Origin of the sequence: Lysobacter antibioticus (genome assembly GCF_001442535.1) — a bacterium.
Taxonomy (GTDB): domain Bacteria; phylum Pseudomonadota; class Gammaproteobacteria; order Xanthomonadales; family Xanthomonadaceae; genus Lysobacter; species Lysobacter antibioticus.
The window spans coordinates 4,583,074-4,601,635 of record NZ_CP013141.1 but is presented as its reverse complement, the minus strand read 5'-3'; the positions used below and the strand labels follow the sequence as shown (position 1 = coordinate 4,601,635).

Here is an 18,562-nt window from a genome sequence, read left to right as displayed (position 1 = left end):
CCGCAGGCGCGGTTCAGCGGCCGCGCAAACGCCCGAACAGGCCGCCGCTCGACTTCGACGGCTCGACCGGGGTCGGGTCGCCCTCGGGCTCGGCGAAACCGGTGGCGAGGCTGGCGTTGATGAAATCGGCGACCTCGGCTTCGGTGACGCCGCTGGCTTCGGCGATCTCGGCGACGGTCGCGAGCGCCTTCATCATCACCGTGGCGATGCGGAAGTGCTTGGGATATTCGCGCTCGGTCTGCGGCCACTTGGTCATGCGGTAGCGGCGCTGCGGGTCGTAGCCCGGGGCGAGGCGACCCTGGCCGGCGAGCAGGTTGCCGAACCACACCAGGCGCGTCAGCGGCATCGAGGCGCCGAGTTCGGCCGCGGCGGCTTCCCACTGCGCGGCCGGCACGACTTCGAAATCGGAGGCGGCGAAACCGCGATCGAACCAGTCGGCCAGCGGCTTGAGTGCGGCCGGGCCGTGGTACTTGCGCTGATCGGCGTCGATCAACAGGCGCTCGTTGCCCTGGACCACGCGCAACAGACCGCGCAGGCGGCCGGGCACCAGCCAGTCGAGCAAGCCGTCGCCGCGAGCGGTGATGGCCGGGCCGGTCGGCATCACCGTGGCCGCGGGTGTAGCGGCCGCGGCGATGGTCGTTGCGCTGGCCACCGGGGGGGATGTCGGGGCCGGGGTCGGGGCCGGATCAGGAGCGGGAGTGGAGACGGGCGCAACAGGCGCAGGTGCCGCAACGATTGCTGCGGCCGGCGCGGGCGCGGCTTGCTGCACCGCCGCCTTGGCCGCCGCCGCATTGGCCTGGGCGCGGTCGGTCTGCAGCAGTTCGACGACGACATCGGGCAGGGCCGCAGTCGGGTCGGTCAGCGGCTGCTTCGGGATCTCGACCGTCGCCGGTGCGGGGGCCGGAGCGGGCGTCGGCAGGGCCTGGCCGGACTGCAAGGCGATCTCGCCGAGCAGCTTGGAGATCGAATCGCTGGTGAAGGGATGCGACAGCAGGAAATCGGCCTGGGTGCGCTGGGCCGCGGTCAGGGCGATCACCGACTTGCCGGTCGCGTGCAGGCGCAGCCAACTCATCGGGCCGTACATGCTGTCCATGTCGACGACGACGAAGTGGGCCTGTTGTTCGGGCAGCAGAGTCCAGTGACCGCCGAGTTGGGCATTGGCGACCTTGAAGGCCGTCTGCAAGGCGGACTCCGTCGCCGGGTCCATGCCGGTCAGACCGAGGGTCAAAGGCATCTGTGAGGTGTCCGTGAAATCGATTGCGACGAGTGTCCGGGACGACTGGATTGTCGTCAACGCGCGCTATACGTCGTTTATGACCCTTATTCGGCACCCGGGCCGGGGCTATCGCCTCAATACTGCGACGGGCTTCACGCCTTCATGCATTCAGGCGGGCGTTCTTCGGCAGTTGGTTTTTCAGGAAAGTCATCTGGTCGGCCAGGATATTGCGGTTGGACAGGATCAGATGCTCGACCCAACTCGGGCGATACGGCACCGCGAGCAGCGGCATGCTGGCCTGCTGCGGGGTGCGGTTGCCCTTGCGCGAGTTGCACTGGAAGCAGGCCGCGACCACGTTCTCCCAGATGTCGCGACCGCCCTTGGACACCGGGACCACGTGGTCCCGGGTCAAGTGCGGGCGATGGAAGTCGTGGCCGCAGTACATGCACAGGTGGCTGTCGCGCGCGAACAGCGCGGCGTTGGTCAGGGCCGGAGTCGGGTCGAGCGCGCTCGGGCGGGCGTGGCCGCGCGCGGCGACGATCGGATGCAGTTCGAGCACGCTGCGTTCGCCGGTCAGGCGATTGGTGCCGCCGTGCACTTCCAGGCAGGGATCGCCCAAGGTCCAGGCGACCGCGCCGCGCACGTACAGGCAACTGGCTTCCTGCCAGTTCATCCAGTCGAGCACGCGGCCATGCGCATCGAGCGACAGCAGCCGCACGGAGTTGAGTCGTTCGAGAGCGTTGCGCGGAACCGCGCGGGGACCGGCCCAAGGCGAGTAAGGATCGGGGACGCCGGTGGCATCCGGCTCACGCTGAAGCATTTCAGCGTGGGTTCCGGTTCGGACCAGGCGGATCTTCGCTCTATCGGTCTCCATCGGGAATCCAGCTTATACCCGTTTGATGACGATTTTGGTAGTTGCGATGGCGAAGGTGCGCGCGCCCGGTCCGAAGGGGCGGCCTGGTTTGGATCGAATGCCTTGGATCGAATACCGTAGAAACTACGGTTCCGCCGGAACTGGCCGGCGGAACCGCATCGTCGGGGCGACGCCTCAGACGTCGAACGCTTCCGCGTCCAGGCCGGTGAGGGTCTCGACGCTGGCGCCGATGGTGATCGCGTGGGCCTGGCTGCGCGGCAACAGGCGGGCGAAGTAGAAGCGCGCGGTCTCGCGCTTGCCGGTCTTGAAGCGCGCCGACTGCGACGAGGCTTCGCTCGCGGCGACGCTGCGCGCCCACCAGTAGGCCAGCGAGACATAACCCGAGTACATCAGGTAGTCGTAGGCGGCGGCGCCGACTTCGTCGGGGTTGGCGGCGGCGCGCTTGCCGACGGCCATCGTCAGCTGCTGCCATTCGCCGGCCTTGGCGCGCAGCGGGCCGATGAACTCGGCGACCGCGGCGTTGCCTTCGTTGTCGGCGCAGAAGCGTTCGATCTTCTCGAGCATCACGCGCAGGCCGGCGCCCTGCAGCTGCATGACTTTGCGGCCGAGCAGGTCGAGCGCCTGGATGCCGGTGGTGCCTTCGTACAAGGTGGTGATGCGGGCATCGCGGGCGAGCTGTTCCATGCCGTGCTCGGCGATGTAGCCGTGGCCGCCGAAGCACTGCAGCGCGTGGTAGGTGCATTCCACGCCCCACTCGGTGAGGCAGGCCTTGACGATCGGGGTCATGAAGCCGATCAGCGCATCGGCGTCGGCGCGTTCTTTCTCGTCGCCGCTGGCATGGGCGATATCGACCTGCAGTGCCGCGTCGTAACCCATCACCCGGCCGCCTTCGACCAGCGCCTTGCAGGTCAGCAGCATGCGGCGCACATCGGGGTGGACGATGATCGGGTCGGCCGGCAGCTCCGGAAACTTCGCGCCCGACAGCGCGCGCATCTGCAAACGGTCGCGCGAGTAGCGCAGCGCGTTCTGCAGGGCGCGGTCGGACAGGCCCAGGCCTTGCAGGCCGACGGCGAGGCGGGCGGTATTCATCATGGTGAACATCGCCATCAGGCCCTTGTGCGGCTGGCCGATCAGATAGCCCTGGGCGCCGTCGAAATTCATCACGCAGGTGGCCGAGCCGTGGATGCCCATCTTGTGTTCGAGGCTGCCGCAACGCACCGCGTTGGCTTCGCCGATGCTGCCGTCGCGCGCGACCTTGATCTTCGGCACGATGAACAAGGAAATGCCCTTGCTGCCGGCCGGTGCGTCGGGCAGGCGCGCCAGCACCAGGTGGATGATGTTGTCGGTGAGGTCGTGCTCGCCGGCGGTGATGAAGATCTTGGTGCCGCTGATCGAGTAGCTGCCGTCGGCCTGCGGTTCGGCCTTGGTCTTGAGCAGGCCCAGGTCGGTGCCGCAATGCGGTTCGGTCAGGCACATGGTGCCGGTCCAGCGGCCTTCGACCAGCGGCTTGAGGAAGACTTCCTGCTGCCATTCCTCGCCGTGGTGCAGCAAGGCTTCGGTGGCGCCGTGCGAGAGCAGGGGGAAGTTGCCCCAGGCCAGGTTGGCGGCGTCGATCATTTCTTTGAGCGGCACGCCGGCCGCATGCGGCAGACCCTGGCCGCCGAACTTGATCTCGGCGGTGAGGCCGGACCAGCCGCCTTCGACGAACTGGGTATAGGCCTGCTTGAAGCCCGGCGGCGTGGTGACCGCGCCGGTGGCCTTGTCGTGGCTGCAGCCGATCTGGTCGCCGATGGCGTTGAGCGGAGCGAGCACGGTTTCGTTGAAGCGCGCGCCTTCCTCGAGCACGGCGTCGAGCACGTCGCGGGTGGCGTCGGTGTAGCCCAGGCGTTGGAACTGGGCTTCGGCGCCGAGGACGTCGAACAGGACGAAACGCATGTCGGCGAGGGGGGCTTTATAGGTGCTCATAGGCTCGGGAATGGGGAATGGAGAAAAGGGAATCGAAACGGCACGGACGCGGCGAGAGCGACGGATTCGGGCAGGGAAACAGGAGCGGTGGACTCAACCGATTTCCCAACCCCGATTCCCGGCTCCCGGATTCAGCGCATCACCCCGGGCAGGCCCGGGGCCGGGCTCAGCGCACTGCTGCGCTCGATGGTGAAGGTGCGTTGCTTGGCTTCGTCGGGCGTGGCGGCGATGTCGCCCTTGAGGCTGTAGGCCAGGCTGCGGCCGCCTGACAGGGCGTCGGCGATGGCGATCTTGGCCGCCCCCGACGGGGTCAGGTTGACGGTGACCACGTCGGCCGATTCCGGGCCGATCGAAACCGACGGCTGTGCGACGAGCTGGCCGGCGGCGTCCTCGCCGAGCTTGAGCTGCAGGTCGAAACGGTCGAAGCGCATCGGGATGCTGCTGAAGTTCTCGATCCGCACCTCGACCGCCCAGCTGCCGTTGGCGCGCACGGTCAGTTGCTGGATGCGGGCGGCGGGCTCGGAAACGCGGCGGACCTGTCCGCCGCCGCAACTGGCGAGCAGGGCGGCGGCGAGCGCCAGGCCGAACAGACGCATCCAGGACCCTGCTTTCATGCCGCCGCTCCGTCGTGATGAGAACGGCGAGGATACTACGGCGAATGGTGGCGCCGTCAGGGTGGTGGGGACGTCGGCGGACGGAGTGTCGGCGGAGGGCCGGGGTAAAGTCCGGCGCCAGGGCTCAGCGGGCTGCGTGGGATTCGCCGTGCGCGGGCGATGCGGTCGCGGCCGGTTTGAGGGGCTGGCCCGCCGTTGCGCGCAGCATGTCGCCGCGATGGGCGAGCGGGGATTGGGGAATCGGCGCCGGGCGCGCGTCGCGGCCACCCGCCAGCGGCGAGGGATTGGGCGAGGCCAAGGGCGAGGGGGTAAGCGGGGAAGAAGGCGCCGCCGCCTGGGCCAGCAAAGCCAGCACCGAGACGGCGGCCAGTACGAGGAGATAGCGAGGCAGCTCGTGGAGCATGTCCTGGACCACCGATGCTGCCCTCATGCACGAATCCCACGTAGACCACGTGGCACAAACCGACTGGCCTTCCTGGCCCTCGGTGCGAACTCCGTTTCGCCGTGCATGCCCACTTCCCCAACACTTGCAAAGAGTAGCCCCGACTCCGCTGGCTCACCTGCTCAAGGTGACGGCCTTAATCCGTTGCTGAGCGGCATCCGTGTCATCGCATCGACCGTGCTGCCGGGGCGAGTACAGATTGGACCGAGGCGCGGTCTGGCGCAGTAGGTCGAACGCGCGGCGCCGTGTAGGATTTTTCTGACCCCGGTCACGCTCCTGGGCAGGCGGCCTCGGGCGGGACGGCGCGGCCCGGGCTGCGGAGGCACGGATGCTAATCATCGCGAGCGGCGTCGCCGGGCGCCGGCCGGGGCTGCATTGCGTAATGCATCGGTGCACTGCCGTCCGCTCGCGGTCGACGGCATGTGCGAGGACCTGTTCGCCGCGGGCGCATGTGTTCGCTCGCGCCCATCCGTGTGTTCGATCGAACGCCGCGCAAACGCGATGCGAAGTCGGGCGCCCGCCGACTTCGGAACATCAGGGCTTCGGATCTTCCGGCATCGTCCCGGCTTCGCGCATGTCGCGCTGCGCCTGCTTGATCGCCTTGACGTCGAGCGGAAGGATGCGGCCGATGAAGCAGGGCATCTTGATCGACTGTCGGCCGAGCACGGTGACCTTGTCGAAGCGCGAATGCACGCGACCCATCTGGTTGCTCACGCTGATCGCCGAAGCGAAGTCGAGGTCCGGGCAACGTCCCTGCAGTTCGAGCAGATAGGCCTGGTTGGGTTTGGTCCACACCGCGAGCGCGCTGTCGCCGAGCGGGGTCCAGCCGTCGATGCGGCCGAAGTACTGGAAGCTGTCGACGGGCGCCGCGGCGTGCGCGCGATACAGCGCGAGGCGCTGCGCGTCGTCCATCTTGGGATTGCTCGCGCAGGCGCTCAGCAAGAGCAGGGCGAGAGCGGCCGGAACCAGGCGTTTCATGATCCACTCCTCGGCGGCGCGGGCCGCCATTGCGGGCTTGGCCGACATGATGCGCCGGCAGTGGCGGAGCGTCGCATCGAGCTCGTGGTTCGTTCAGCGCCGATGAGGCTTGCCAGATTCCATCGGCATCCGTATCATCCCGCTCCTCTCACGGCGCACCGTGAAAGAACGGCCGGGTAGCTCAGTTGGTAGAGCAGGGGATTGAAAATCCCCGTGTCGGGGGTTCGATTCCCTCCCCGGCCACCATTTGCATCAAGGGCTTAGCGTTCGCGCTAGGCCCTTGTTTTTTGTGGCGCGGCCATGCTCGTCGCAGTGTCGATCGCGGCGATTCTTTCGACGCGCGCAGCGTCATTCGCTGGATACTTGGGCGACAGCAGCCGGTAGCGAACACCGACTCACGACCGCAAGCCGCCAGATTCCATCAAGGCGCCTTGGCCGATGCCCGGCGTGTCCGGCCCGTCCGGATCCTTCATCGCGCAGGCCGGAGCGGACCCGGAAAGACAGCCCGGCTGGGCCCGACAGTAGCCGGCAACGGTCGCATGGCGAACTGTGGGCAAGTCGATCGGCTCAAGATGCACCGATCAACTGAGGGATTCGGTGCGAGACGTTCGAAGAATTTCCCGGCGGCGTCGCCATGATTGTTTTCCCCGCGATTCTCGGATTCTTTTTCGGCCGTGGCGGTGCATCGGGCTTCGATTCGATCGCCGACGCTTACGAGGGCGCGGGCTATGCCGGCAATGCGAAGAAGCTGCGGGGATACCGCTGAGTCTTATCGCATTCGTGCCGATCGCTGCTTCTATCTTTTGTTGGTCATCGGTCTGGTGGCGGTCTTCTCCGGGTCGTCGATCGGCCGGCCATGACGGCAGGCCGGGGCCGCGAGAGCCGGCGTTGGGCGCCGTTCAATTGGATTCGATCGTCATGTCCCGGCGCGGAAACGACATGATTCGGCGACCGCCGCGAGGTGAGGTGTCTGTTCAAGCACCTGGGCCTCTGGCGACGGTGGCCTTGCCCTTCCGGCGGGTAGGGGAAATCCGACCCTTCGGCGCGGAGCCCACCGACTGCGCGCACTCAGCTGAATCGCCAAGCTGGCCAGGCTGGCAACGTGTGGCCCTCCCTCGGTAGTTGTTTCCACACGGTAAGGGCCTTCAGGGAACGAAGGCCCGCCAGCAACATAACGGCGACAGCTCGAAGGGCTGCGACGGCTTGCGCGCCAGCGGCACGCCTCTTTCTTCAGGTCGCTCGACGCCTGCGCGGTGAATTCACCTGCGGTAGACGTCCCGCTGTGGGCGCATCATCGCTGTCGCTGTCGCTGTCGCTGTCGCTGTCGCTGTCGCTGTCGCTGTCGAAGGCGCAGAGACGGAAGAAAAGCGCAAAGCCGCGGTGCTTCGCTTTTCGTCCCTGGCCGCAGTCCGTCGCCTCAGTTCACCGTGCAGCTCAAGCTCACCGTAACGCTGGCGCCGTTCGCCAGGGCGCCGAGAGGCACCCCGGCGTCCAGCGTCGCCAGACTGATCGGCGTTACCGGGCAAGCGCTGCCGCTGCAGGTCGGCGGTGTCGTGCAATTCAAGTTGCTGCGGCTCGCGATGGGGTCGCGCAGTACCGCGCCGTTGACCGCGTCGGGGCCGTTGTTGGTGACTACGATCGAATACAGCGTCGTCGCGCCACGGGCTACGGTGTCGCCGCTCTGATCGTTGGGGCCGGAACCGGGAGTATTGGTTTTGGTGATGATCAGGTCCGCAAGCGGTGCGCGCGTATTGGAGAGCGTGCAGGTCAGGTCGTCGCCGGCCACCGGCGTGAGGTTGAAGCTGCTGCCGTTGCCGCTGGGTGTTTGGCCGCCGGCGCGTGCGTTGGTGCAGGTGTAGCTGGTCGTGTAGTTGGCCAGGTTCGCACCGGCGGCCCCGGTTTCGGACAGGGTGTAGGTCGAGCCGATGCTGCCGGTGGCGAGCAAGGCCTCGCCGGTCGCGGTGTTGCCGTCGCCGGTGGTCGTCGCCGTGGCCGGGCCGCCGGTGCCGGCGATGCTCAGCGTGAACTGGTCGGCATCGACGAAGCGGCCCAACGGCAGCGTTTTGCGCAGGCGCAGGATCGGTTGCTTTTGCAACACCAGCGGGCCGCTGGCGGTGTCGTTGGCGGTGTTGAAGTCGTTGTTGGTCGGATCGGCATCGCCGTCGGGCACGATGCGGCCGAGCGCGGCGTTGGCGGTGTAGGTGCCGCTGACGGTCGGCGAATTGACCGTGACCGGAATGGTGAAGCTGGCCGTGCCGCCGTTGGCGCCGGGCGATGCCGCGGCCGCGAGCGGGGTCGGGTTGAGCGCGCAGGTCACCACTGTGTTGGCGCCGTTGGCGGTGCAGTTGGCCGGCAAGGTGCCCGCAGTCCAACCGGCCGGCAAGGTCGCGACCACGGTGAAACCGTCGTTGCCGTCGGTCGCGCCTGGGCCGAGGTTGGTCGCGGTCAGGACGATGTTCTGCAACTGACCGTAGTTGCTATAGGCCGGCGCGGGCGTCGTCAGCGTCACCGCGATGTCGGGCAGGCCGGCGACGTCGAGCGTGCAGGATTGGTCCTGTTCGTTGAGCAAGGCGATGCCGGTCAGGCAGGTGCCACTGGTGACGAAGGTATTGGCGGCGATGCCGCTCGGCCGTTGGCTGATCGCTGCGCGGTAGTTGCTGCCCGGCAGCACGTAGATCTCGCTTGCGGTCTGCACAGTGCTGAGGTTGGCAGCGGCATTGGCATGCGGGGTGCGCCCGGCACCGGTGGTTCCGGCACCGTTGTCGAGCAAGCTTGTGCCCTGGGTCAGGTTGACCAGCCAACCGCTGCCGCCACGGGTCTGGTTCCAGGCGAAATCGGTGAAGCTCAGGATCGCCGAGTGGCGTGCCTGCAACAGGCTGCCGCAATACACGTTGATGCCGTCGTAGCCTTCGCCGCCGGCCTGCATGTACAGGCCCGAGACCAGCGTGGTCGAGGTGTTGCTGCAGAACGGCCCGCGCGCAACGTGGGCGGGTTGGCCGGCCATGGTCTCGCGCACCCCGACTTCGACGCTGGTCGAGGCGCCGGTGGTCATGCGGACCCAGGAACTGGCGTCGAGCGTGAGCGGGCGGCAGACCAGATTCAACGAGGAGGACCACGGTGGATATTGGCCGCTCGACCATTCGCGGTCCCAACCGCCGAGTTGGTGCACCAGCTGATTGGACGGACAGTAATTGGTGACTTCGGTACCGGGCTCGGCATAGGTGCCCGACAGTACGTCAGGAGTGCCATTCGGATTGCGATTGACCACGCTGACGGTGACGCCATTGGTGGTGATGCCACCGCAGTACAGGCCTACGCGGTTGGTCATGCCGCGGGTGGAGCTGATCCCGGCGCTCATCGACTTATCGCGGTGATAGCCGCCGCGGACGATGGTGCCCGCCTGGCATTGCAAGGCGCCCGAGCCGACGTCGCCTTTATTCGTACCGATGGTGCCGGTCGGTGAGGCTCCGGCTTGCACGCCGATGCCGGCCTGGGCATGTGCGGTGCCGGTGCCGGCCGCCGTTAGGGCGAGCAGACACAGTGGGATCCAGAGTTTTGCCGACATTCGTGAACGATCCTTGCGAGGCTTGGGCGCTATCGGGGGAGGGGGGCGCCCTTAATGTGATGGAGGTCGCAAAAAATGCGCCACCCATCACAGTTTGAGGAAATCGCTTTCACGCCGGGTAATGGGGCGGGCCGGTACCCGCGGATGTCTCTGACTGGAGGTCGGCGAATGTGCCGTTGATGGTCAGTTTCTGACCACGAGTGGCCGCGGTGTTCTGGAGGCCGAATGGAGCGTTCGGATGGCGCTCGACAGAGCGGCGCGAAAACCGGCTTCGTTGCGTATGTGCGTGGCCGACAACGCTCGGCGTCGGCGCCGAGACTCGAAAGCCCCGGAGCCCGAAGCTGGAGCGGCCAACGTGCAGGAGCGGTTGCAGTTCGGCGCCCGCATCGGCGCTGATGCGCACGATTTGACACCCGCGGTGTTCGCACACTACGGTGCGCGTCCCCGTATCACCGCTATCCGGCGGGCCCAGAGGGACAACATGTCTGAGAGTGTAGCCACCCGCTAAACCCTTCACTTCGTGAGGGTGGGTAGACGCGTCGAGTCCGTTCGCCATTCGCGTAAAGCGAATGCGCGCCGCCGCGTCCGTTTCGGCTACAACCGACATCAGACATGACTATTTTCCAATGGAAGCGGCGCGCGCTGTGCGCGACCGCTCAAGGTGGAGCCATCCACCATCGCCGCGCCTTTGCCGCGGGCTTCATCGTTACCGCCATCGCTTGCCCCGATGCCTCCGGGATGAGTTCGTCCTGCCGCAGAAGCCGCTGGCCGACACGCCCTTGGCCGAACCCCTCCGGTGCGTTGCGGCCATTTCGAAGTATCCAGCGCCGACCGATAGCGCGCTTTCGCCACGAGCATCGGAGGCCGACATGCTTAGCCTGTTGATGTTCAGTCGCGTCTGCCGTCAAGAGCCCGCTTACGGGCAGGAGAAATCCATGCGAATCGAACTGGAAAACGCCGGGCATCATGCCGGCATCGGTGCCGTCACCCGCGCGGCCTTCGCCGGTGGCGACGAAGCCGAACTGATCGAACGCCTGCGTGCGGATGGATTGGTCCGGCTGTCCCTGGTTGCCGTCGACGGCGAGCGGGTGGTGGGGCACGTGCTGTTCACCACCCTGCATGTCGTCGTCGACGGACGCATCGTCGACGCGCTCTGTCTCGCTCCGGTATCGGTGCTGCCGCAATACCAGCGACGTGGCGTCGGCTCGATGCTGATCCGCGACGGGCTCGCGCGTTGTAAAGCGCTGGGCGGCGAAGCGGTGGTGGTGCTAGGCCATGCCGCTTACTACCCGCGCTTCGGGTTTTCCGCGGACTTGGCGAGCAAGCTCGCGGCGCCGTTCGCGGGCGAAGCCTTCATGGCGCTGGAGTTGGTCGCAGGCGCGCTGGCCGGCGATGCCGGCGAAGTGGTGTACCCGCCTGCGTTCGGCATCGACGGCGGGCATTGATCGGATCGCCGCAAAGACGAAGCCCACCGCAGGCGGTGGGCTTCGTCGTGTCGCAGATCAACGCGGTGTCGATGCGCCGGGCGCATCGACTCACGGTTCCCAGCCGCAGGTGCTCTTGGCGTAGGTGAAATAGCGCGTGCGTTCGCCCCACTCGAAGGGCTCGCCGCAGTGGCCGTAGCCCAGGCCGCCGACTTCGACCGTGCGGGTCGCGTCGGAGTAGTAGGTGAAGACATATCCTTCGCCGGGACCGGCATGCGGCAACGCGACGGCGGCCAGCGACACCGCCATGCCGGCGGCGAGCAGTAACAACGACAGCTTGTTCTTCGACGGTTTTTTGGTTGCGGACATCACGATTCTCCTTGAGACCCGTGCGCGGCACGCAACGAACCCAGCCCGCTTGCGGCAGGCCGGGTCCGTCGGTGATTCGCGCCGAGGCGCCCGATCAGGGCAGCGGGTTGCAGGTGGTCTTGTAGTAGGTCGAGTAAGAGGTCATGCGGCCCCACTGGAAGGGCTCGCCGCAGTAACCATAGGAACGACCGCCGACTTCGACCGTGCGCGATGCGTCGGAGTAGAACGTGAAGGTGTAGCTCTCGCCCGGGCCGGCGTGCGGCAGGGCCATTGCGGCCAGCGAGACGAGCATGCCGGCGGCGAGCAGGAACAGCGACTTCTTCTTGAGCTGCTTGTTGGACTGGAACATCAGGACTCTCCCTTGTGCCTGTGGGCTCCGGACCGGCCGGAGTCCCCCGGTTCTACACGAAACCGGCGCATCGCCGCGACGCAGGCCACGGCTCCGAAGTCGGAATCGTGACGGGCTTCCTGATGCGGATCAGGCTTCGGGCACGTAGCCGTCCGGCTTGGCCGCGCCGCCGCCGAACAGGAATTTCTCCATTTCGCCTTCCAGGAAGGCGCGATGCTTGGGGTCGAGCGGCGACAGCCGGTTCTCGTTGATCAGCATGGTCTGGTGCGCGAGCCATGCCGCCCAGGCCGGCTTGCCGACGTGGGCGAACACGCGCTTGCCCAGTTCGCCGGGCCAGGGCACGAAATCCAGGCCCTCGGCCTCGCGTTGTTCGTACTCGCAGAAAACGGTGCGGCTCATAGGGAAAGTCCTGGGCGGTGGTGGAATGTGGGGAAGCGTCGCAGCGGTCGCCCGCATCGGCGCGGCGTCACAACGATTCGATCAGTTTGCGGATCGGCGCCGGGATGCCGAGGGCGGCGAGTTCGGCGCGTTCGAACCAGCGCAGGTCGTCATTGTCGCGCACGCTGTCGCGCAAGGCGACCGGGCGCCAGCGCCGCGGCTGCAGTTCGAGCTTGTAATGGCTGAAGGCGTGGGCGATCGGCGCGAGTTCCTCGCCGTCGCCGAACTCGCCGCTGACGTGTGCGGCGAACCAATGCGCCGCGCCGTCTTCGTCGTCGCTTTGCGGCAGCGTCCACAACGAGGCCCAGATGCCCGCCGGCGGACGGCGTTGCAACAGCACCCGGTTATTGCGATCGAGCAACCACAGCACCTGCGCATGACGTTGCGGCGCGACCTTGCCGGGCTTCGGCGTCGGCAGTTCGGCGACGCGGCCTTCGATGCGCGCGACGCAATCGTGTTGCAGCGGGCACAGGATGCAGGAAGGGTCGCTGCGCGTGCACAGCGTCGCGCCGAGGTCCATCTGCGCCTGGGTGTAGTCGGTCATGCGCGCATGCGGCAAGTGCGATTCGGCCAGCGCCCACAACCGGCGTTCGATCGCCGGCAGGCCCGGATAACCGGCGATACCGTGATAACGGCTCAACACGCGTTTGACGTTGCCGTCGAGGATGGCGTGGCGGTCGTCCCAGGCTTGCGAAAGGATCGCCGCGGCGGTGCTGCGGCCGATGCCGGGCAGTGCGGTCAAGGCATCGATGTCGCGCGGCAAGTCGCCGCCGTGGCGCTCGACGCACAGCTTGGCGGTCGCGTGCAGATTGCGCGCGCGGGCGTAGTAGCCCAGCCCCGACCACAGACCGAGCACGGTATCCAGGGAGGCCGCGGCGAGCGAGGGCAGGGTCGGCAGGGTTTCGACGAAGCGCTCGAAGAACGGAGCGGCGGTCTTGACCTGGGTCTGCTGCAGCATGATCTCCGACAGCCACACCCGGTACGGTGTGCGCGGATGCTGCCAGGGCAGGTCGTGACGGCCGCTGACGTCGAACCAGGCCAACAACCGGCTGGCGTAGGCGTCGTCGCCGGCGTTGGCGCTGTCGGCGGTCTTGCTGGCTGCGGCCACCGCTGCGGTCTTGCTCGTGCGTGGTTTCGTTGCGCGCGGCTTCATACGGGCGACTTCATACAAGTGACTTCATGCGGATGACATCATTCGAGCGGGCGGGGCGCGGCCGGCTTCGGCGTGGGTTGGGATGACGCGGCAGTCGGCGGCGCGGCCGTCGCTGGCGGTGTCGCGTCGTCGTCTTGCTCGATTTCGATCTCAACCCCTTCGAGCGTGGCGCCGGACACTTCGATCCGCGGCGTGCTCAAGTGGCCGCTCAACGGCGGCAGCAGCGCGCCTTCGCTCGCGTCGACCCAGGCCAATACCGCCGGTAGTCGGAAGCGGCCATCGAACCGGGTCTCATCGCGTTGCAGACGCAGCGCGCTGTCGCCGGAAAAATCGGCCGGGCCGTCGTAGTCGAGCACGAACGGCAGCGGCGATTTTGATTGGCCCAAGGGCGGCGGCAGCGCGGGCCAGGCGTCGGGCCATTGCGCCAGCACTCCGTCGAGATGCAGCCGCATGTCCTCGCCGAAGGCGAAGCGCCCGCCGGCATCGAGCTGCGGTATCGCATCCTTGCCGCGCAAGGCGGCGCCGAGCGGCGCCAGGGTCAAAGCGGCGTCGCGATAGCGCAGCGGCCCGGCCAGGCCGAACACGAACGGCAGATCGGTGTCGCCGGCGCGGTAGCGCGCGTTGGCGCCCAGACGCAGGCGATCGAGGCCGAGGCCGTCGTCGCCGGAATGCAGTAGGGCGCCGAGGCGGATCCGCATCGGCAAGGTCCAATCCTTGGCCTGCACACTGACGCCGCCGGACAGGCCGAGGCCACGCGCGAGCGCGGGACGTTGCAGGGTCGCGGCGAGATCGAACGGAACCCGCACGCCATCGCTGAGCACGCGGCCACCGATGCGCGCGCGCAGCAGCCGTTGCGGATGCAGTTCGGGCGAGGACAGCGAGATCTGTTCGATCGACCAGCCGGCGCCGATGACGCGGCCGCGCACGATGCGCAGGCCGTCGCTCAGGCTCGGCATGCGCAGCGGTTCGGTCGAGGGCGGACGTGTGGCCAGCCAACGCTGTAACGCGGCGACATCGAGTTGCGGGGCGTCGAGTTCGACCCGCTCCACCTCGAGCAGATCGCCGGCGGCGCGGATCGTGCGCCACGGCAGGGCGAGATAGACGCGTTCGGCGCGCAGCAGCGGCACGGTCGCGCCGGGTTGGCGTGCGACCAGGTCGCGCACCACCAGCATCGGCGTGCCGCGCAAGCGGTATTCGCTGGCGCCGCTGGCGCTGAGCTCGAGCCCCAGTGCCTTGCCGACCTGGCTCAGCAGGATGCCGCTGACCTGGCTGGGCTGCGACACCCAGCGCAGGGCGAGCGCGGCGACCAGCAGCACGACCGCGACGATCGCGATCCGCTTGCGCGAACGGCGCGCCGGGGCGGCCGTGGTCGTCGCGGGCATGGCGAGGCCGCGCCTCAGCCGCCCAGTGCTTCAGGCAGCAGGGCGTCGACGAAGGCCTCGGCATCGAACACGCGCAGATCCTCGGGGCGTTCGCCGATGCCTGCGAAACGGATCGGAATGCCGAACTCGCGGGCGAGCGCGAACACCACGCCGCCCTTGGCGGTGCCGTCGAGCTTGGTCACTACCAAACCGGTAACGCCCACCGCGGCGTGGAACTGGCGCAACTGCGACAGCGCGTTCTGGCCGGTGGTGCCGTCGATGACCATCAGCACTTCGTGCGGTGCGGTCGCGTCGACCTTGGCCAGCACGCGGCGGATCTTGCCGAGTTCGGCCATCAATCCCTGCTGGGTGTGCAGGCGGCCGGCGGTGTCGGCGATCAGCACCTGGGTGCCGCGCGCCTTGGCCGCCTGCAAGGCATCGAACGCGACCGAGGCGGCATCGGCGTTCTGGCCCTGGGCGACGACCGGCACGCCGTTGCGTTCGCCCCAGGCCTGCAACTGCGCGACCGCGGCGGCGCGGAAGGTGTCGCCGGCGGCGAGCATCAGCGGGCGGTTCTCGTCGCGGAAACGCTTGGCCAACTTGCCGATGGTGGTGGTCTTGCCGACGCCGTTGACGCCGACCGTCAGCACCACGAAGGGCTTGGCCTGGGTGTCGATGACCAGCGGCTTGGCGACCGGCTGCAGCATTGCGATCAGGTCGGCGCGCAGGGCCGCGAGCAGGGCGTTGGCGTCGGCGAACTCGCGCGACTTCATGCGCTTGCGCAGGCTTTCGACCAGTTGGGTGGTGGCGGTGACGCCGACGTCGGCGGTGATCAACGCAGTCTCGATTTCATCGAGCAGGTCGTCGTCCAGGCGCGGGTTGCGCGAGAACAGGCCGCCGAAGCTGCGCGCGAACACGCTGCCGCGCAGGCGTTCGCGCCAGCCGGACTTGCCGGCGGCCGCGGCCGGCTTGTCGATGTAGTCGGCCGGGGCGGATTCGCCCGGTACCGAAATGACCGTAGTGGATGCGGCTACCGGCGCGGGCGCGGGCACGCCGGTCGCAACGGCGGGCGCCACCGGCAAGGGCGGCTCGACTTCGAGCGCGGCGGCCAGGACTTCGGCCGGCACCGGCGGCTCGACGGCAGCGGGCTTGATGGCAGGCGGCTGCGGCGCAGTCGGTTCGGCCGCGGCTGGCTCGACCGTAGCCGGCGTCGCGGCTGGCGGCGCGGCAGGTTCCGGCCGCGCGCTCGGAAACGCGGCGGCCAGCTCTTCGGTGGTGAAACGGCGCTCGGAAGACGAGCTTCCGCCAGCGGTTTCGGGTTTCTTGCGGCGAAAAAAACTGACCATTCGGGAGGCTGGGGGCGAGAAGGCGCGAGGATGCGCGAGAATGTGCACATGCTAGCACCGGCCTCCAGGCGTCCCCGATGAAGACTCCACACCGCGGTCCGCGTCCCGTTTCGGCGGCTTCGCGCAGCACCGCCCCGACCGGCAAGGTCCGCATCATCGGCGGGCGTTGGCGCGGCACCCGCCTGGCCGTGGCCGATGCGCCGGGCCTGCGCCCGACCTCCGACCGGGTGCGCGAGACCTTGTTCAACTGGCTGATGCCGGTGCTGCCGGGTGCGCGTGTGCTCGACCTGTTCGCCGGCAGCGGCGCGCTCGGCCTGGAAGCGCTGTCGCGCGGCGCCGCTTCGGCGGTGCTGGTCGAACGCGACCCCGCGCTGGCCGCCGAGTTGCGCGCGCTGACCGCCCGCCTGCAAGGCGGCGAGGCCGCCACCGTGGCCCAGGCCGATGCCTTGGCCTGGCTCGCGGCGCAGCCGAAGGCGGGCGAGGGTGCATCGGGCTTCGATCTGGCCTTCGTCGACCCGCCGTTCGCGGCGGGTTTGTGGAACACCGTCTGGCCGGCCTTGTTGCCGGCCTTGGCGCCTTCGGCCTGGCTGTACGTCGAATCGCCGGCCGACGCGGCGATCGACCTGCCCGGCGACTGGCTGCTGCATCGCGAAGGCGCCACCCGCGAGGTCCGTTACGCCGTGTACCGCCGCCTGGCGCCCTGACCGGGCCCGGCGGGCGACTGCTACACTGCGCCGCATCCGGCGGGGCGGCCTTCCCGCTCCCTGTCATTCCAGCAGCGAACGCCATCGAATGAGCTCGGCCCGCAACCGAATCGCCGTCTATCCCGGCACGTTCGACCCGATCACCAACGGTCACATCGACCTGGTAGACCGCGCCGCCCCATTGTTCGAACGCATGATCATCGGCGTGGCCGAGAGCCCGGGCAAAGGGCCGGCGTTGCCGCTCAAGACCCGCGTGGAGCTGGCCCGCAAGGCGGTCGCCCACCAACCCAACGTCGAAGTGCGCGGTTTCGACTCGCTGCTGGCGCATTTCGTCGCCCAGGTCGGCGGCGGCGTGCTGCTGCGCGGTCTGCGCGCGGTGTCCGACTTCGAATACGAATTCCAGCTGGCGAGCATGAACCGGCATCTGATCCCGGAGGTCGAGACTCTGTTCCTGACCCCGGCCGAGCAGTACGGCTTCATCTCGTCCTCGCTGGTGCGCGAAATCGCCCGCCTCGGCGGCGACGTTTCCGGCTTCGTGCCGCCGGCCGTGGTCGACGCGCTGCAGGCCGAGTGGCAACGCAACAAACACTGATCACCAAACAAACATCCAAGGGGCAAACGATGAAAACTTCCTCCCGCCTGCTGCTGATCGCCTGCCTGGCGCTGCCGTTCGTGGCCGCGTGCCAGAAAGAGGAGAAGAAGGAAGCCGCGGCCGAGACCGCCGCGCTGCCGGCGCCGAAGACCAGCGACGAAAACGCCTGGAACGCCTACCTGACCGACGTCGTCCAGCGCAATCTCGACGGCGTCAGCGGCAGCACCTACGTCTACGTGCTGCCGGCGCCGGAAGCGCCGACCTTCCAGGGCGACTACGAGCGCATGCTCGAAAAGGCCCAGACCGACCTGTCGCGCGGCATCCTCGAAGGCAACCTGGTGGCGTTCGGTTCGCCGAACTCGGCCAAGACCGCCGACCTGGTCGTCGCTTCGTTCACCAAGGTCGAGCCGACCACGATGAAGGGCGTCAAGTTCATCTTCATCGGCGACGCCGCCGACAACGAGCGCGTCAAGGCCGCGGTGGCCGCATCGTCGGTCAACTACGTGTTCGTCGAAGCCAAGTGATCCAGCGCCCGGCGCGGCCGGGTGCATCGATCCGAGCCGCGCAAGCGGCTCGAATCGTTTGTGGGCGGGCAAATTCCGGTCAGGCCCGACCGGCGGGGGGAGTCGGGCCGGGCAGGGCGGCAGGCCCCGGCCCATTCGCGGCCACGCCCGCGGCACGCTGCATCCCGGCGCTCGGCTATGCCGGCGGACGCACAGGCCCTACACTGCGACCACCATGCCGGCAATGCGACCCCGCGGCTCGCCGGCGACCAGTGCCCATGTCGCTCAAGATCAACGAACTCTGCGTCAACTGCGACGTCTGCGAGCCAGCCTGCCCGAACCAGGCCATCTCCCAGGGCGAAACGATCTATGTGATCGATCCGGCGCGTTGCACCGAATGCGTCGGGCACTATGACGAACCACAATGCGTGGTCGTTTGTCCGGTCGAATGCATCGACCCGGACCCCAACCACGTCGAAACCGAGCCGCAATTGCTGGACAAGCTGCGGCGTCTACAGCAGGAGTGAACACGATGCGCAAGGCGTTGCGGCTGCGGGCCGGTCTGAAGTCTCCCATCTGCTTGATGGCCACCCTGCTGCTGATCGCCTCGCCCGCGTTGTACGCCGACGGCGGCGCCCGCGCGCCGGCGCGCGTCGCCACGGCGGCCAG

19 protein-coding genes and 1 tRNA gene are annotated in these 18,562 nt (G+C 68.0%); 7 read left to right on the top strand and 13 right to left on the bottom strand.

The annotated features are described in order from the left end of the window. Positions 1-13: 13 nt before the first annotated feature. The 6 genes from GLA29479_RS25445 to GLA29479_RS18740 form a co-directional block, all read right to left on the bottom strand. Positions 14-1,234, bottom strand: a complete 1,221-nt coding sequence (locus GLA29479_RS25445) for a hypothetical protein (RefSeq protein WP_057972486.1) — start codon at positions 1,232-1,234, stop codon at positions 14-16. 142 nt (positions 1,235-1,376) lie between these two features. Further along, on the bottom strand, positions 1,377-2,090 hold the full coding sequence (locus GLA29479_RS18760; protein ID WP_081930556.1) for an HNH endonuclease: 714 nt from the start codon (positions 2,088-2,090) through the stop codon (positions 1,377-1,379). A 174-nt stretch (positions 2,091-2,264) separates the two neighbouring features. Continuing rightward, positions 2,265-4,055, bottom strand: a complete 1,791-nt coding sequence (locus GLA29479_RS18755; RefSeq protein WP_057917385.1) for an acyl-CoA dehydrogenase C-terminal domain-containing protein — start codon at positions 4,053-4,055, stop codon at positions 2,265-2,267. Between the two features lie 131 nt (positions 4,056-4,186). Beyond that, the gene (locus tag GLA29479_RS18750) at positions 4,187-4,669 is read right to left on the bottom strand and encodes an LEA/WHy family protein (RefSeq protein ID WP_057972485.1); all 483 of its coding nucleotides are present in this window, start codon (positions 4,667-4,669) and stop codon (positions 4,187-4,189) included. A 124-nt stretch (positions 4,670-4,793) separates the two neighbouring features. After that, a complete protein-coding gene (locus GLA29479_RS18745; protein ID WP_144436611.1) occupies positions 4,794-5,099 on the bottom strand; it encodes a hypothetical protein in 306 nt (101 codons plus the stop codon). 546 nt (positions 5,100-5,645) lie between these two features. Continuing rightward, the gene (locus tag GLA29479_RS18740; RefSeq protein WP_057919981.1) at positions 5,646-6,089 is read right to left on the bottom strand and encodes a DUF6491 family protein; all 444 of its coding nucleotides are present in this window, start codon (positions 6,087-6,089) and stop codon (positions 5,646-5,648) included. A gap of 170 nt (positions 6,090-6,259) precedes the next feature. Here GLA29479_RS18740 and GLA29479_RS18735 point away from each other — a divergent pair. Both GLA29479_RS18735 and GLA29479_RS26005 read left to right on the top strand, forming a co-directional pair. Next, positions 6,260-6,335: transfer RNA gene (locus GLA29479_RS18735), tRNA-Phe, on the top strand. 388 nt (positions 6,336-6,723) lie between these two features. Next, positions 6,724-6,855, top strand: a complete 132-nt coding sequence (locus tag GLA29479_RS26005) for a hypothetical protein (protein WP_282955854.1) — start codon at positions 6,724-6,726, stop codon at positions 6,853-6,855. A gap of 651 nt (positions 6,856-7,506) precedes the next feature. Here GLA29479_RS26005 and GLA29479_RS18730 read toward each other — a convergent pair. Then, positions 7,507-9,654, bottom strand: coding sequence for a prealbumin-like fold domain-containing protein (locus GLA29479_RS18730; RefSeq protein ID WP_057972483.1), 2,148 nt, complete (start codon positions 9,652-9,654; stop codon positions 7,507-7,509). 779 nt (positions 9,655-10,433) lie between these two features. Here GLA29479_RS18730 and GLA29479_RS18720 point away from each other — a divergent pair. Continuing rightward, entirely contained in the window at positions 10,434-11,099 is a 666-nt protein-coding gene (locus tag GLA29479_RS18720) for a GNAT family N-acetyltransferase (protein ID WP_211265002.1), read from the top strand. A 90-nt stretch (positions 11,100-11,189) separates the two neighbouring features. On the opposite strand, the gene GLA29479_RS18715 is transcribed toward GLA29479_RS18720, so the two are convergent. The 6 genes from GLA29479_RS18715 to ftsY form a co-directional block, all read right to left on the bottom strand. Beyond that, entirely contained in the window at positions 11,190-11,447 is a 258-nt protein-coding gene (locus tag GLA29479_RS18715; protein WP_057972481.1) for a DUF6289 family protein, read from the bottom strand. 94 nt (positions 11,448-11,541) lie between these two features. Next, positions 11,542-11,796, bottom strand: coding sequence for a DUF6289 family protein (locus GLA29479_RS18710; protein WP_057917392.1), 255 nt, complete (start codon positions 11,794-11,796; stop codon positions 11,542-11,544). 129 nt (positions 11,797-11,925) lie between these two features. Next, positions 11,926-12,195 (bottom strand): oxidative damage protection protein, encoded by a 270-nt coding sequence (locus tag GLA29479_RS18705; RefSeq protein WP_031372921.1) that lies wholly within the window; start codon positions 12,193-12,195, stop codon positions 11,926-11,928. 67 nt (positions 12,196-12,262) lie between these two features. Continuing rightward, positions 12,263-13,387 carry an A/G-specific adenine glycosylase gene (gene mutY, locus GLA29479_RS18700; protein WP_082638804.1) on the bottom strand — a complete coding sequence of 375 codons (1,125 nt, stop codon included), beginning with the start codon at positions 13,385-13,387 and terminating at the stop codon, positions 12,263-12,265. A gap of 38 nt (positions 13,388-13,425) precedes the next feature. Beyond that, entirely contained in the window at positions 13,426-14,769 is a 1,344-nt protein-coding gene (locus GLA29479_RS18695) for a hypothetical protein (protein ID WP_057972480.1), read from the bottom strand. A 14-nt stretch (positions 14,770-14,783) separates the two neighbouring features. Further along, entirely contained in the window at positions 14,784-16,094 is a 1,311-nt protein-coding gene (gene ftsY, locus GLA29479_RS18690; protein WP_057972479.1) for a signal recognition particle-docking protein FtsY, read from the bottom strand. 77 nt (positions 16,095-16,171) lie between these two features. Between ftsY and rsmD the strand changes: the two genes are divergently transcribed. The 4 genes from rsmD to GLA29479_RS18670 all read left to right on the top strand — a co-directional run bounded on the left by rsmD (position 16,172) and on the right by GLA29479_RS18670 (position 18,420). Continuing rightward, on the top strand, positions 16,172-16,798 hold the full coding sequence (rsmD, locus tag GLA29479_RS18685) for a 16S rRNA (guanine(966)-N(2))-methyltransferase RsmD (RefSeq protein WP_082638803.1): 627 nt from the start codon (positions 16,172-16,174) through the stop codon (positions 16,796-16,798). 88 nt (positions 16,799-16,886) lie between these two features. Beyond that, positions 16,887-17,390, top strand: a complete 504-nt coding sequence (gene coaD, locus GLA29479_RS18680; protein ID WP_031372926.1) for a pantetheine-phosphate adenylyltransferase — start codon at positions 16,887-16,889, stop codon at positions 17,388-17,390. A gap of 29 nt (positions 17,391-17,419) precedes the next feature. Next, positions 17,420-17,914 (top strand): hypothetical protein, encoded by a 495-nt coding sequence (locus tag GLA29479_RS18675; protein WP_057917395.1) that lies wholly within the window; start codon positions 17,420-17,422, stop codon positions 17,912-17,914. A 257-nt stretch (positions 17,915-18,171) separates the two neighbouring features. Continuing rightward, positions 18,172-18,420 carry a YfhL family 4Fe-4S dicluster ferredoxin gene (locus GLA29479_RS18670; protein ID WP_031372928.1) on the top strand — a complete coding sequence of 83 codons (249 nt, stop codon included), beginning with the start codon at positions 18,172-18,174 and terminating at the stop codon, positions 18,418-18,420. Positions 18,421-18,562 lie beyond the last annotated feature (142 nt).

Excerpts from the sequence above, each read along its gene's own strand:
- GLA29479_RS25445 (WP_057972486.1), bottom strand. The coding sequence starts at position 1,234 with ATGCCTTTGACCCTCGGTCTGACCGGCATGGACCCGGCGACGGAGTCC.
- GLA29479_RS18760 (WP_081930556.1), bottom strand. The coding sequence starts at position 2,090 with ATGGAGACCGATAGAGCGAAGATCCGCCTGGTCCGAACCGGAACCCAC.
- GLA29479_RS18755 (WP_057917385.1), bottom strand. The coding sequence starts at position 4,055 with ATGAGCACCTATAAAGCCCCCCTCGCCGACATGCGTTTCGTCCTGTTC.
- GLA29479_RS18750 (WP_057972485.1), bottom strand. The coding sequence starts at position 4,669 with ATGAAAGCAGGGTCCTGGATGCGTCTGTTCGGCCTGGCGCTCGCCGCC.
- GLA29479_RS18745 (WP_144436611.1), bottom strand. The coding sequence starts at position 5,099 with ATGAGGGCAGCATCGGTGGTCCAGGACATGCTCCACGAGCTGCCTCGC.
- GLA29479_RS18740 (WP_057919981.1), bottom strand. The coding sequence starts at position 6,089 with ATGAAACGCCTGGTTCCGGCCGCTCTCGCCCTGCTCTTGCTGAGCGCC.
- GLA29479_RS26005 (WP_282955854.1), top strand. The coding sequence starts at position 6,724 with ATGATTGTTTTCCCCGCGATTCTCGGATTCTTTTTCGGCCGTGGCGGT.
- GLA29479_RS18730 (WP_057972483.1), bottom strand. The coding sequence starts at position 9,654 with ATGTCGGCAAAACTCTGGATCCCACTGTGTCTGCTCGCCCTAACGGCG.
- GLA29479_RS18715 (WP_057972481.1), bottom strand. The coding sequence starts at position 11,447 with ATGTCCGCAACCAAAAAACCGTCGAAGAACAAGCTGTCGTTGTTACTG.
- GLA29479_RS18710 (WP_057917392.1), bottom strand. The coding sequence starts at position 11,796 with ATGTTCCAGTCCAACAAGCAGCTCAAGAAGAAGTCGCTGTTCCTGCTC.
- GLA29479_RS18705 (WP_031372921.1), bottom strand. The coding sequence starts at position 12,195 with ATGAGCCGCACCGTTTTCTGCGAGTACGAACAACGCGAGGCCGAGGGC.
- mutY (WP_082638804.1), bottom strand. The coding sequence starts at position 13,387 with ATGAAGCCGCGCGCAACGAAACCACGCACGAGCAAGACCGCAGCGGTG.
- GLA29479_RS18695 (WP_057972480.1), bottom strand. The coding sequence starts at position 14,769 with ATGCCCGCGACGACCACGGCCGCCCCGGCGCGCCGTTCGCGCAAGCGG.
- ftsY (WP_057972479.1), bottom strand. The coding sequence starts at position 16,094 with ATGGTCAGTTTTTTTCGCCGCAAGAAACCCGAAACCGCTGGCGGAAGC.
- rsmD (WP_082638803.1), top strand. The coding sequence starts at position 16,172 with ATGAAGACTCCACACCGCGGTCCGCGTCCCGTTTCGGCGGCTTCGCGC.
- coaD (WP_031372926.1), top strand. The coding sequence starts at position 16,887 with ATGAGCTCGGCCCGCAACCGAATCGCCGTCTATCCCGGCACGTTCGAC.
- GLA29479_RS18675 (WP_057917395.1), top strand. The coding sequence starts at position 17,420 with ATGAAAACTTCCTCCCGCCTGCTGCTGATCGCCTGCCTGGCGCTGCCG.
- GLA29479_RS18670 (WP_031372928.1), top strand. The coding sequence starts at position 18,172 with ATGTCGCTCAAGATCAACGAACTCTGCGTCAACTGCGACGTCTGCGAG.